A 12686-nucleotide genomic window follows, 5' to 3' on the forward strand; every position below is an offset into this window, starting at 1 on the left:
GATCTTCCAAAAAGCTAACACCGGATCGGTCGCGTTTATTCACAAACAGGAAAGAAATTTTTCAGCTGTTGATGATTTTCAGGCAGCTTTGGGTTTCCTGGTCCCAGGTTGTCCCTTCGATACAGGATTGGGTTTGCTTGCTATGGCCGCTACAGGCCAGGCTGGCTGAGGCCATGCAAACAAGTGCGATTGAGCATAATACGGTTCTGATCATGATCTGTCCTCTTCGCGGAAGTATCGCCACCAGACTACCCGATTCCCGTGGATTCATCAAAAAGCCCGGCCAGCATCAGGCTAGCCGGGCTTTTTCTGAGTTATCGCAGGCGCTTATTCGCCAAACACTCGCTCGAAAATCGTATCGACATGTTTGGTGTGATAGCCGAGGTCGAACTTCTCTTCGATTTCCTCGGCGCTCAGCGCAGCGGTGACATCGGCGTCTGCCAGTAGTTCTTCTTTGAAGTCGGTCCGATGTTCCCAGACCTTCAGCGCGTTGCGCTGAACCATGGCATAGGCATCTTCGCGGCTGACACCGGCTTGGGTCAGGGCAAGCAGAACGCGCTGGCTCATGACCAGCCCGGGGAATTTGTTCATGTTTTCCAGCATGTTCTCGGGGAAGATCAGCATCTTGTCGATCACACCCGTTAGCCGGGCCAGTGCAAAATCCAGTGTGATCGTAGCATCGGGCCCGATCATGCGTTCGACCGAGGAATGCGAGATATCGCGTTCATGCCACAGCGCCACATTCTCCATCGCCGGGATCACAGCCGCGCGCACCATGCGGGCCAGACCGGTCAGATTCTCGGTCAGAACCGGGTTCTTCTTGTGCGGCATGGCCGAGGAGCCTTTTTGGCCCATCGAGAAGAATTCGGCGCCTTCCAGAACTTCGGTCCGCTGCATGTGGCGAATTTCGATGGCGATGTTTTCGATGCTGCTGGCGATGACGCCCAGCGTAGCAAAGAACGCCGCGTGACGGTCGCGCGGGATGACCTGCGTGCTGATCGGCTCTGGCACCAGACCCAACTGATCGCAGACATGTTCCTCGACACGCGGATCGACATTGGCGAAGGTACCCACCGCGCCGCTGATCGCGCCGGTGGCGATTTCTGCACGGGCGTCGCGCATGCGGGACAGGTTGCGGTCCATCTCGGCGTAGAAGCGGGCGAAGGTCAGTCCCATGGTGGTCGGTTCGGCATGGATACCGTGGCTGCGGCCAATGCGGACGGTATGTTTGTGCTCGATCGCGCGGCGTTTCAGGGCCGCCAGCAGACCTTCGAGATCTGCGATCAGAATGTCGGCGGCACGGGTTAGTTGCACGTTGAGACAGGTGTCCAGCACATCCGATGATGTCATGCCCTGATGCACAAAACGTGCCTCTTCGCTGCCGACATGTTCAGCCAGGTGGGTCAGGAAGGCGATGACGTCGTGCTTGGTGACGGCCTCGATCTCGTCAATCCGGGCCACGTCAAATTCCACGTCTTTGGCTTTCCACACCGCGTCGGCGTTCTCACGCGGGATCACGCCCAGATCGGCCATGGCGTCGCAGGCATGAGCCTCGATCTCGTACCAAATGCGGAATTTGGATTCAGGCGACCAGATGGCGACCATATCGGGGCGGGAATAACGTGGAATCATTGGCAGCATCGCCTTATTGTGATTGGGCAGTGGGTGATGTCGCGGGGTTTAAACCTGAGCAGCCACAGGAACAAGACGAGAGTGCAAATATGAGACGGTTTGCCCTGATTCTAGCGATCTGGCCAGGTGTTTTGGCAGCGAGCGAGTTCAGAGAGCTGTCAGGCCCGGAAATACTGGCGGCATTGACGGAGCGAAAGTTGGATTATGGCGGCGGTGTCTGGCAAACCTTCGAGGGCTCGATGCTGACGCAGTACTTCTCGGGCGGACCCAGCGCGGGTCGGTGGGCCGTTCGGGATAATCGCTATTGTTCGCTCTGGCCGCCGTCGGACTTGTGGGCCTGTTACGACGTTCAACAAAACGGTCAGACGATCCGGTTTATTGATGACGCGGGCAGCGCAACAGATGGCGTGTTTGCGGAATGATCCTGCCGGGCGATTTGAAGGATTTCGCCGGAACCTGGCTTCTGACGCGAAAAATCAGGGACAACAAGGCCGGGCAGACTGTGCAGGCCGATGGCCGCGCTGATCTAGTGCCAGATGCCAACGGTTTGACCTATAGCGAAGAGGTGACGGTGCGTGTTCCGGGTCAGCCACCGATGAAGGGCACCCGTCGCTATCTATGGCGGCTAGATGGGGATCGCATTGCCATTCATTTTGACGATGGGCGGTATTTTCATACGCTGAAACTTGGCGAAACCACGGTGACCGACCATCACGATTGTGCCCCTGACAGCTATGATGCAGATTACGATTTCTCGGGATGGCCGATCTGGACAGTCCGTTGGACCGTGTCTGGACCGCGAAAATCTTATGAAATGGAGACCAAATACACGCTGCGATAGCGTAATCATCTTGCAGCAGACGCCCAGAACAGGCATTGCTGCAGGTGCAAATAAATCCGAACGTGGAGATATGAGATGAACGCAAACGTTTTGGCCAATGCATTTGGCCCGCGCGAAGGGACGGCGCTGCGCGTCAAGCAGGTGGCTCTGGTTGTCTTGGGTGTCGCAGCTCTGGCTATCGCCGCAAAGATCAAAGTGCCAATGTGGCCGGTCCCGATGACAATGGGTACCTTTGCCGTTCTGACCATCGGCACAGCCTATGGCGCGCGCCTGGGTCTGATCACAATGATGGGCTATCTGCTGGTCGGTGCTTTGGGCTTTGACGTTTTTGCCGGTTCGTCGGCTGAGAAATTTGGCCTGACCTACATGATGGGCGGCACGGGCGGCTATCTGGTTGGCTATCTGCTGGCCACCGTCATGCTGGGCGCCTTGGCCGCACGTGGTTGGGACCGGTCGGTTGGCAAACTGGCATTCGCACTGCTTTTGGCCAACGTGCTGATCTATGTTCCTGGCCTGCTGTGGCTGGGCCAACTGTATGGTTGGGATAAGCCTATCCTTGAATGGGGTCTGACACCGTTCCTGGCAGGGGATGCGATCAAGCTGGCTTTGGCTGCGCTGCTAATCCCTGCGGTTTGGAAACTGGTTGGAAACGCGCGCGGCTAACCGCGATTGCCATTTTCAATCTGAATGACCCGCGCCGGAGAGATTCGGCGCGGTTTTTTGTTTTTGAGATTTTGCTTGGATTACGAAAGCGGGTCGAAACTAGTTGCCTTCGGCCTGATCCCAGATCCGGGCCACCCAGTTCGCAGGTCGAAAGTACTGTCGCATCGCGCGGAGTTTGTGCTTTGACCTGAGCGCCCGCAGGATATGCTGTTTCGGGGACAGGTGCGGAACCGCGTCGTTATACTGCCCTTTGATCGCGTCCGGCGGGTTCAGCGACCCGGCAAAGATGACCACGCGGGTGCCTTTGGGTGGGCGCGTGTCTTTGAAGTAGTTCAGTGGGAAAGTTGGAATGCACTCGATCCGGAAATGACGCACCCATCCGGTCGGCCAGAACTTTATACCGTTTGGTGCATTTTTCGTGACGAAATGCTGCTCGAACCGGTACTTGTCGGCCACGCCCTGAGGGTCAGCCGCAAAGACATCCTGAAGCGATGCAAGGGCACCAACAGGCATGCGGTAGATTGAGGTTTGACCCAGCCGGTTTAGAGGCTTGGCCACGTTGCGCGCCAGGACGACATCCTGAGGAGCACCAAACTCAAAGAACGGGTCCAAAGAGCCCGTGATCGCAACATCCAGATCCAGGAACAGAAATGGCCCCTTTAGATCGGCCAGTTCAGCAGCCCAAAGCCTGGATTTCGGCCATTGGCCGATGGTGCGTTCGGGCATGAACCCCGGCATTTCGGGCAAGTCAAAGCACTCAACGCCCGGGTCGACCCCGTCGCGCGTGTCTGTAAAGGCGACAAAACGGAAGGGCGGCGTCGTGTTGGCGCAGACCATCCGGTACAGGCGGTTGATATAGGGGGCACCGTAGCGCGTGCCCCAGTTTATGCAAACGATCTGTTTGTCCATGCGCCTGCCGCTCACTGCACAATAAAGCGGCCTTGTGGCAGCTATTCCAATCAGTTGTCAATCAGTATGGTCGTGACGAGTGCCGAGCCTTCCAGCGTTCTGTGCACCGGGCATTTGTCGGCAATTTCCAGCAGCCGTTCTTTTTGTTCCCGGGTCAATGGGCCCTGCAATCGGATTTTCCGGTTGAACTGATCCACTTTGCCTTCGTTTGCCAGCCCTGCATCCTGTGCATGAACTTTGTCATGACAGACATCCACACTGATCCCGGTCAGGGGCCACCGTTTGCGTCGCGCATACATGCGAATGGTCATCGAGGTGCAGGCCCCAAGCCCGGACGAAACGAACCCATAAGGCGACATGCCGCGATCCGTACCGCCATATGAGACAGGTTCATCCGCTACGGCATGATGGCGCGGTCCGGCCTGAATATCCTGCAAAAACCCATCCGGGTCTGCTTCGGTCACGCGAATAACGCCCTCGGGCGCGCCTGGAGGCGGGGCCGGAGGCCGCAGAGGCACGTATCGCGATACCCATGCAGCGATAACATCCGCCGCATACTCCGCATCTGCGGCACGGGTGATCAAGTGATCGGCGTCATCAAGTGTCACAAAGCTCTTGGGATGCTTGGCGGCCAGAAAGAGGGTGCTGGCGTTGTCGATGCTGACGGTTTCATCCAAGGGTGCATGAAGGATCAATAAGGCGGCTTTCAACTCTGCCACTGAGGGTGTCAGGGCCGTCTCAGCAATGTCGTCTACAAAGGCTTTGCCAATGCGGAACGGTCGACCACCCAGCGAGACCTCGGCGCTGCCTTCCTGCTGTATCTCGGTCAAAGCCTGTTCGAAATGGTGCGAAACATGGCTGGGATCAGCAGGGGCCCCCAGCGTGACCACCGCTTTGACCGATGGGATACCCGCGCGGGCGCGCAGCACAGCGGCTCCCCCTAGTGAATGGCCAATCAGCAGGGCTGGGGCCATGTTTCGGCCAGCCAGATAGGTCGCCGCCGCAATCAGGTCTTCGACATTCGATGTGAAAGTGGTGTTGGAAAACTCGCCCTCGGAATGCCCCAGCCCTGTAAAGTCGAACCGAAGCACTGCGATCCCCATTGCCGCCAATCGGGCTGAGATACGGCGCGCGGCAGGGATATCTTTGGAACAGGTGAAGCAATGGGCAAACAGGGCCGTCGCCAGAACCGGACCATCGGGTAAATCCAGCCGAGCGGCAAGTTGACCGCCATCATGACCGGCAAAGGTGATGCGTTCCGTGGGCATTTCGGCTCCTTCCATTGGGGGCGTTTGCAATATTGCGATCATGCAGGGCCTGCCACAACCTATATGTCAAAGGCGTCACGGTAAGGTGAGGGACTGCCGTAAGGTTGGCGACGGGTTTGTGGTCCGCCATCGAAACGGGAAGATAAGCCATTCATTCCGTTTTGTGATGTATAGTCATTCAAACATTCGTTTTAATTATTTCACATAAAGACCCATCTTCCCGCTATCGAAACCATAGCCGGAGGGAAACATGGTAGATATTGCAGCAAAGCCAAATGCACCCTGGGTTGGCATGGAACGGCTGGTCGCACTTATTCTGGCCGTCGTCTTGGGGTTTGCGCTGGGCCAGTCTTTGCCACTTAGCGAGAATGAGCGTTCTGGTACAATCAGCCAGCCCGTCGAAGACTGGCATGGCAACGTGCGGCGGTCGACCTGGCCTGACTAACCGGGTTACTACAGCCCCTTAAGCTGGGCATCGAACGGATATCGCGTCAGGTTTTCATAACCATCTTCGGTTATGAGAACCTGATCTTCCAACTTGATCGAGAAATCGCCGCCCACCTCGCCAACCGCGGCCTCGACACACAAAACCATGCCGGGTTCCAGCGGATAGTCATAAGCCCCTGCAACCGCCTTGTCCGGGTAGGCGACCAGTGGCCATTCATCGCACAGGCCTACGCCGTGCATCAGGCAGCCGTATTTCTGGGCCTGAAACTTATCATCCAGCCGGTGCGAATTCGCTGTCAATTCGGGGATCATGACGCCGGGTTTCAGCATCTCCATATTGGTCATGATATGCTCATGGGCATGTTGCATCGCATAGATCATGTCGGCACGCGGTTTCTGATCCCCGATCCACCAAGTGCGTGAAATATCGATGCAAATCCCGTAGGATCCGATCAGATCGGTGTCAAATGCGATGATCTCATTCTGCTGCGTGATCCGGGGACCACATTCCTGGAACCAGGGGTTTGTGCGTTGGCCCGACGCCAGCAGACGTGTCTCGATCCATTCACCACCGCGGCGGATGTTTTCGGCATGCAGAACGGCCCAGATGTCATCTTCCGATGTCTTTCCATCACCCACATTGGCGCGGGCAAAGGCCTCCATCTCGGCCACGGCGGTCTCACAGGCATGGCTGGCACAGCGCATGGCCAGGATTTCATCGGGTCCTTTGATAGCGCGGGTTTTCTCGGTCAGCTCTTCGCCTTCCATGATCTCAAAACCCTGTGCCTCAAGCGCGCGCAGCCCATGCAGCATGATTTTGTCGACGGCCAGCCGTTTGTTGCCGCCGCCATGCTCCTCGATCAGCACCCGCACCTCGTTCGAGAACACATCGGCCGCCACATCCACCTTGTCGCCGCGGTCAAAGTAAAACAAATCCGCGCCCGATCGCTGTTCGCGGACCAGAGGATTGAATGTGGAGAGGAAAGGGGAGTTCTTGTAGTCCCAGATCACCATATAGCCATCGGCACACAGCAGGACCGCACGAAATGGGTTGTGGGTGTTCCATAGCTGCATATTGGTGCTGTCGGTCGCGTAACGGATGTTCAGCGGATCGAAAATCAGCAAACCACCATAACCGCGATCTACGATAGCCTGGGTTAGGCGTTTCCACCGAAATGCGCGCATCTGGTCCAGATTGGGCAGCGCGAGCCCTGCGGCTGACCATTCGTCAAAGGCCAGCTGGGTGGGTCCGATCTCGATTCTGTCGTTGTCATTCGGTGTGCCATCGCCCAGCGTTTCGCCACGAGTTGGGTCGATTTTACGGGTATCCCGATAGTGTTGATTCACAACGCGCCTCCCTCAGATTGAGGCAATCTTGTTGAGACGGTCGAAAGACGTCGCAGAAGATTGCGACCGCCCGCTTGTCGTTTTTTGACCGACATTCGGGAAATTCAATGATAGCTGGTTTTTATGAGCGTGATCCTGCAAAAGAAAATTCCTTACGATCCGACGGACTTACGCGCCTTGCCGGGCATCCAGCCGACACAGATGCAGGATTGGCTGTATCAGGATGATGCCTTTGCGGCGCAGATGAATAGACGCGCGGCGCTGCTGAGTGAACGTCGTGACGATGTGCTGGCGCTGGACCCGCAGGCAGAAGAGGCCGCGCAGGAGTTGTTGGCGCTGCTTCTGGCAACGGCTTACCCCGATGCGACTGATCACGTAGTGCGGCCTGATGGGGTGCGCGTTGAAATTGATACGGCACGACCGATGGATACGCTCTGCTTGCTGGTGCAAGAGGATTTCTGCATCCTTCAAAAGCATGGGAACGAACACGTTCTAACAGGTGCGGTTCTGTGCTTTCCGGCCAGCTGGCGCCTGTCGGAAAAATTCATGCGGCCTTTGGTGGATATTCATATCCCCGTTGACAGCTATGATGACAACATTGCGCGGCGCGTGCAGCGTCTGTTTGATGGGATAAAGCCTGATCGCCCGCTGTGGCGCTTCAATGCGCTTTGGTATGAAGACCCCGAGCTTTACCAGCCCCGCAGTGCCAGCACCCCGCGTGAAAAGCCCGAGGAGGGGACAACCTCGTATCTACGTAGCGAGCGCCAAACCTTGCTGCGTTTGCCGCACACCGGGGCGGTTGTTTTTTCGATCCACACTTATGTTCTGGCTGCAAACAGCCTGTCAGAAATGGAAAACCCCGCCTGATGGCGGGGCCTCCAAGGAGGGTCTTCGGTAATTCTTTTACATGCCCAGGACGTTGGCCACGTCGGCAAAGGCATTGCTGGCATTCAGCGCTACGATGGCAGAGGAAAAGACCAGAACCTGCGTGTTGAGCCGGAAATCTTCACCCCGGATCAGATTGACGGCTGCCATCGAACAGGCGATGGGCATGGAAACGCTGGCGATCACGCCGGTTACACACCAACTGCTAAGACGCAGGATGTCGCTTGGGCGGTCTTCGTCTTCGGTATTGTCTTGGATCTGCTCAAAAGGTTTGTTTTCGTTTGATGGCGGCTCCAGCGTCTCATCCGCGCGAAACGCGATGCTCAGTAGCTGGTCATCGGTCAGCTGGATCGGGCGGGCAGACGGGTTCGAGACCGCGATCTGTTCGTCGGGCTCGGGTATGTCCACACCCGCGAATTGGCCGGATATTGATTGGAAAATCTGTTTTCTGTCTCGGGATTTCCCAGGCGCCAAAGTGTCAAACGCACTCATGAACTGTTCGAGCGTCAAAACAGTGCGCGGCGATAGCCATTCGACGCGACGGGTCGAGCAGATATCGACCATGCGATATAACATGACCGCGAGCATCAGTTCTGAAATCTCAGGATCGTCCAGTACAGGAGAGACTGGCGAGACAATGATCTGCATCCTGTTCTGCGGGCGTGTAGCAATGCGACGACGCGGTGCTGTTTTCAGCCCCACCACCCGATCCAGGCGGTCATGATGGGTGTCCGCGTTCGCGGCCTCGCGCTTAAGCGTCAAGCGCACAAGGTACTGGCTTGAGACGATGCTGGCCTCTGTGTGATTCAGCATCGCTTTGCGCTCGATCAGGTGACCGTAATCCTGAAGTGTTGTCGCGACGATCGAACTAAACCGTTCGATTGCGCCATCGGCGTCGCCATCGAATTGCAGGCCGCCATGATAACTGCGGTTCTGAGCCACGGGAGTTTCCTTTGTCGCTTTCGTTGTAAATGAAAGGTTAACAACCGTTTTTGGGTAGAATTTGACGAAAAGTGCAAAAAAATCGAAAAATCCAATGATTGATTACGCTTTGGAAACCAATAAAATAAGGGGTTTTTGCGACCGCTGTGGCGACATTGTGGCGAAATTGCGTAAATCACGTGTTGCGCACATGACTGGGCTATTGGTCGATTCGGGCGGCCATGATGGCGATGGATTGCTGGTAAACCGTGGCCGCGTTCCACTGTTCGATAACAGCGAAATTGGGCTGCCCCGGCTGATAGCCGCGCCCCGGTTTCCACCCTTTTTTGCGCAGGAAATTGGCGGTTGAGGCCATTGCATCCGTCAGGTTGTAAAAATCCACGCGGCGATCCCCAGTGGCATCCACACCGTATTTTAGAGCATTGCCCGGCAGGAACTGGGTATGGCCCAGCTCGCCATGTTTTGCCCCTTTTGTCGCCATGGTGATACTGCCCTGATCGACCAGTTTCAGTGCCCCAATTGCATGGGGAACGAAGAACTCGGATCGGCGACAATCATAGGCCAGAGTGGTTATTGCTGACACGACTTGGCTGTCGCCCATGAAATTGCCAAAGCCGGTTTCCATGCCGTGGATGGCAATCAGAACGCCTGCTGGCACGCCGTATTGCTGTTCAAGCGCAGCGTAAAACTGCGGGTTCCGGGCTTTGCGCTTGCGCCCTTGGGCCACAATCGTGTCTGCCCCGCGCACGCGCATGAATTTGTCCAGCGAGTATCTGAAACTCTTCTGATTTCGGTCCGCAGCGATCGTTCTGGTGGCATATTGCGTCTGTGCCAGCGCTTGAAGGCCCTTCTTTTTCACTCCTGCCTTTCTGGCCTCTTTGGTGAAATCGGCTTTCCAGGCGTCGAACCCGGCACTGGTATTTCCGCAAGGGGCCGCAAGGCCAAGCGTCGGTGCAGACAGGGCGAGCGTGAGGCTTAGAATGCGCAACATCAAGTCAATTCCTTTGTACAATCTGCACCAAGGCTAAACGCCAACCGTTCCAAGGCAAAGGCTTTAATACAGGTCCAACTCGCCTGCTTGCTGGAGGTCTTCGAACCATTCATCAGGCGTTTTGCCGATCTTGGCGTGTTTGACCATCATCGCGTTCATGTTTGGCAGGTCTGAGGAGTCTGGCCAATTCTCCGGCTGCCAGAGGTTGGCGCGGATGACGCATTTGGGGCAGTGGGCAAAGGCGGTGTCGACATGGACCAGCAGCCCCAGTTTGGGCGCTTTTCCGTTGACGGCCATGGGGCCCAAAAGCGTCTCATCCGCACAGATACGCGCGGTGCCGCGAAGGCGCAGCGTCTCGATCTTTCCGGGGACAAAGAAGATCACACTGACGCGTGGGTCTTTCAGAACGTTGTGAAAGGTATCGACGCGCTTGTTGCCGGGGCGGTCAGGGATGGCAAGCAAGTTGTCAGAGATGACATGCACGAACCCTTCGGGGTCGCCACGCGGCGAGATATCAAGATACCCGTCCGGGTTGGCAGATGCGATCAAGCAGAAGGTGGACCTGTCGACGAAGTCCCTGCACATCTGATCCAGAGCCGGCAGTTCCTTTGCGATGATCTGAGGCAATGGCGCGCCGGTGATACCTTCCAGCTGTTCTATCGAGGTCACATAATCTGTGAATTGCGCGAACGGGTCATCGGATGACATATGCTCTCTCCCAACCTGTTTTGGCGGCCAGTTTGAAAGATCACGCCAAACGAAACAAGGGCGCCCGAATGGACGCCCTTGCAGATAGATGTAACCCAGTGCCGGATCAGCAGCTGTAGTACATGCCGTATTCTACCGGGTGCGGCGTGTGCTCGTAGGTTTCGACCTCTTCCATCTTCAGCGCGATGTAGCCGTCGATCTGGTCTTTGGTGAACACGTCGCCCTGCAGCAGGAAGTCGTGATCGGATGCCAGAGCTTCCAGAGCCTCGCGCAGCGAACCGCAAACGGTTGGAATGTCGGCCAGTTCTTCGGCAGGCAGATCGTACAAGTTCTTATCCATGGCCTCGCCCGGATCGATCTTGTTCTTGATGCCGTCCAGACCAGCCATCAGCAGCGCAGCAAACGCCAGGTAGGGGTTCGCAGCCGGATCCGGGAAGCGAGCCTCGACCCGCTTGGCCTTCGGGCTTTCGGTCCACGGAATACGGACACAGCCCGAACGGTTACGGGCCGAGTAGGCGCGCAGAACAGGGGCCTCAAAACCCGGGATCAGACGTTTGTAGCTGTTGGTCGACGGGTTGGTGAAGGCGTTCAGGGTCTTGGCGTGCTTCAGAACACCGCCGATGAAGTACAGCGCTTCGTCCGACAGATCGGCGTATTTGTCGCCAGCGAACAGAGGCTTGCCGTCTTTCCAGATCGACATGTTCACATGCATACCGGTGCCGTTGTCACCTGCGATCGGCTTCGGCATGAAGGTGGCCGATTTGCCGTAGGCATGTGCCACGTTGTGGATGACATACTTGTACTTCTGCAGCTCGTCGGCTTGCTTGGTCAGGCTGTCAAAGATCAGACCCAGCTCGTGCTGGCACGAGGCAACCTCGTGGTGGTGCTTGTCGACCTTCATGCCCAGACGTTTCATGGTCGACAGCATTTCCGAACGCAGGTCCTGGCTTTCATCAATTGGGTTGACCGGGAAGTAACCGCCCTTGACGCCCGGACGATGGCCCATGTTGCCCATTTCGTACTCAGTGTCAGTGTTCCAGGACGCGTCGGTGGCATCCACTTCGTAGGAAACCTTGTTGATGCTGTTCGAGAAGCGGACATCGTCAAACAGGAAGAATTCGGCCTCGGGGCCCATATAGGCCACATCACCGATGCCCGAAGATTTCAGGTAGGCTTCGGCTTTTTCAGCGGTGCCACGCGGGTCGCGCTCATACGCTTCACCAGTATCGGGCTCCACAACCGAGCAGTGCAGGCAGATGGTCTTTTCCGCATAGAACGGATCGACATAAGCGCTGTCAGTATCGGGCATCAGTTTCATGTCAGATGCTTCGATTGATTTCCAGCCCGCGATGGATGACCCGTCGAACATGAAGCCTTCTTCGAGGAAGTCTTCGTCAACCTGATCGGCCATAACGGTCACGTGCTGAAGTTTGCCGCGCGGGTCGGTAAAGCGGATGTCGACATATTCTGCGTCTTCATCGCGGATCAGCTGAAGAACTGCGTCCTTGCTCATACTATCTATTCCTCTGGTTTGAAGATGGGTGTGTTACAGCGCGTCCGAGCCGGTCTCGCCGGTACGGATGCGGATGGCTTGTTCAACGGGCGAGACAAAGATCTTACCGTCGCCGATCTTGTCGGTTTTTGCGGCCGAAACGATGGCTTCGATGGCGGCGTCGACCTGATCGTCGTCCAGCACCACCTCGACCTTCACTTTGGGCAGGAAGTCGACCACATATTCAGCACCACGGTACAGTTCCGTGTGACCTTTCTGGCGGCCAAAGCCCTTAACCTCGATCACGCTGAGGCCCTGGACGCCGACGTCCTGCAATGCCTCTTTCACTTCGTCCAGTTTGAACGGCTTGATGATCGCTTCGATCTTTTTCATCCCGGCTCACCTCGCATGGTTGTCAGACCCGCAGTGATCACGTCTAAATCAGGGGGGCAATGTGATTGCGGATTTGGCCTGTTTCGGATGGATGGAATCTTGGCGGCGGGTTAAGTTTTGTGCAACTTGCACAAAAAGTAATCACAATTGAATCGCATGAGGGTTCGA

At 56.5% G+C, this 12686-nt stretch carries 14 protein-coding genes; 5 read left to right on the forward strand and 9 right to left on the reverse strand.

Going from position 1 to position 12686, the window contains the following annotated elements; translation table 11 throughout:
* Positions 1–327: 327 nt before the first annotated feature.
* Complete coding sequence (purB, locus tag ABLN87_RS00665; RefSeq protein ID WP_353006404.1) at positions 328–1632, reverse strand: adenylosuccinate lyase; 1305 nt, start codon at positions 1630–1632, stop codon at positions 328–330.
* A gap of 89 nt (positions 1633–1721) precedes the next feature.
* Between purB and ABLN87_RS00670 the strand changes: the two genes are divergently transcribed.
* From ABLN87_RS00670 to ABLN87_RS00680, 3 genes are all read left to right on the forward strand, one after another.
* Complete coding sequence (locus tag ABLN87_RS00670) at positions 1722–2054, forward strand: hypothetical protein (protein ID WP_353006406.1); 333 nt, start codon at positions 1722–1724, stop codon at positions 2052–2054.
* A complete protein-coding gene (locus ABLN87_RS00675) occupies positions 2051–2473 on the forward strand; it encodes a DUF6314 family protein (RefSeq protein ID WP_353006409.1) in 423 nt (140 codons plus the stop codon). The genes ABLN87_RS00670 and ABLN87_RS00675 overlap by 4 nt, the downstream gene beginning before the upstream one ends.
* A 75-nt stretch (positions 2474–2548) precedes the next feature.
* Positions 2549–3136 (forward strand): biotin transporter BioY, encoded by a 588-nt coding sequence (locus tag ABLN87_RS00680; RefSeq protein ID WP_353006412.1) that lies wholly within the window; start codon positions 2549–2551, stop codon positions 3134–3136.
* A gap of 99 nt (positions 3137–3235) precedes the next feature.
* On the opposite strand, the gene ABLN87_RS00685 is transcribed toward ABLN87_RS00680, so the two are convergent.
* Positions 3236–4045 carry a glycosyl transferase gene (locus tag ABLN87_RS00685; RefSeq protein ID WP_353006415.1) on the reverse strand — a complete coding sequence of 270 codons (810 nt, stop codon included), beginning with the start codon at positions 4043–4045 and terminating at the stop codon, positions 3236–3238.
* A gap of 50 nt (positions 4046–4095) precedes the next feature.
* The gene (locus ABLN87_RS00690; protein ID WP_353006418.1) at positions 4096–5313 is read right to left on the reverse strand and encodes a bifunctional alpha/beta hydrolase/OsmC family protein; all 1218 of its coding nucleotides are present in this window, start codon (positions 5311–5313) and stop codon (positions 4096–4098) included.
* Positions 5314–5563: 250 nt separating this feature from the next.
* Between ABLN87_RS00690 and ABLN87_RS00695 the strand changes: the two genes are divergently transcribed.
* The gene (locus ABLN87_RS00695) at positions 5564–5758 is read left to right on the forward strand and encodes a hypothetical protein (RefSeq protein WP_353006421.1); all 195 of its coding nucleotides are present in this window, start codon (positions 5564–5566) and stop codon (positions 5756–5758) included.
* An 8-nt stretch (positions 5759–5766) separates the two neighbouring features.
* Here ABLN87_RS00695 and dddP read toward each other — a convergent pair whose 3' ends face one another.
* Positions 5767–7107: a dimethylsulfonioproprionate lyase DddP gene (gene dddP / locus ABLN87_RS00700; protein WP_353006424.1), complete on the reverse strand. Its 1341-nt coding sequence runs from the start codon at positions 7105–7107 to the stop codon at positions 5767–5769.
* Between the two features lie 123 nt (positions 7108–7230).
* Here dddP and ABLN87_RS00705 point away from each other — a divergent pair, with 123 nt between their 5' ends.
* The gene (locus ABLN87_RS00705) at positions 7231–7974 is read left to right on the forward strand and encodes a heme-dependent oxidative N-demethylase family protein (protein ID WP_353006426.1); all 744 of its coding nucleotides are present in this window, start codon (positions 7231–7233) and stop codon (positions 7972–7974) included.
* Between the two features lie 36 nt (positions 7975–8010).
* On the opposite strand, the gene ABLN87_RS00710 is transcribed toward ABLN87_RS00705, so the two are convergent.
* From ABLN87_RS00710 to ABLN87_RS00730, 5 genes are all read right to left on the reverse strand, one after another.
* Entirely contained in the window at positions 8011–8934 is a 924-nt protein-coding gene (locus ABLN87_RS00710) for a hypothetical protein (protein WP_353006429.1), read from the reverse strand.
* Positions 8935–9133: 199 nt separating this feature from the next.
* The gene (locus ABLN87_RS00715) at positions 9134–9925 is read right to left on the reverse strand and encodes a lytic murein transglycosylase (RefSeq protein ID WP_353006432.1); all 792 of its coding nucleotides are present in this window, start codon (positions 9923–9925) and stop codon (positions 9134–9136) included.
* A gap of 63 nt (positions 9926–9988) precedes the next feature.
* Positions 9989–10633, reverse strand: a complete 645-nt coding sequence (locus tag ABLN87_RS00720; protein ID WP_353006435.1) for an MSMEG_1061 family FMN-dependent PPOX-type flavoprotein — start codon at positions 10631–10633, stop codon at positions 9989–9991.
* A gap of 106 nt (positions 10634–10739) precedes the next feature.
* Complete coding sequence (gene glnA / locus ABLN87_RS00725; RefSeq protein WP_170530610.1) at positions 10740–12146, reverse strand: type I glutamate--ammonia ligase; 1407 nt, start codon at positions 12144–12146, stop codon at positions 10740–10742.
* Between the two features lie 33 nt (positions 12147–12179).
* Positions 12180–12518, reverse strand: a complete 339-nt coding sequence (locus tag ABLN87_RS00730) for a P-II family nitrogen regulator (protein ID WP_050602105.1) — start codon at positions 12516–12518, stop codon at positions 12180–12182.
* Between the last annotated feature and the right edge of the window lie 168 nt (positions 12519–12686).

The organism is Ruegeria sp. SCP10 (assembly GCF_040329495.1).
GTDB lineage: Bacteria > Pseudomonadota > Alphaproteobacteria > Rhodobacterales > Rhodobacteraceae > Ruegeria.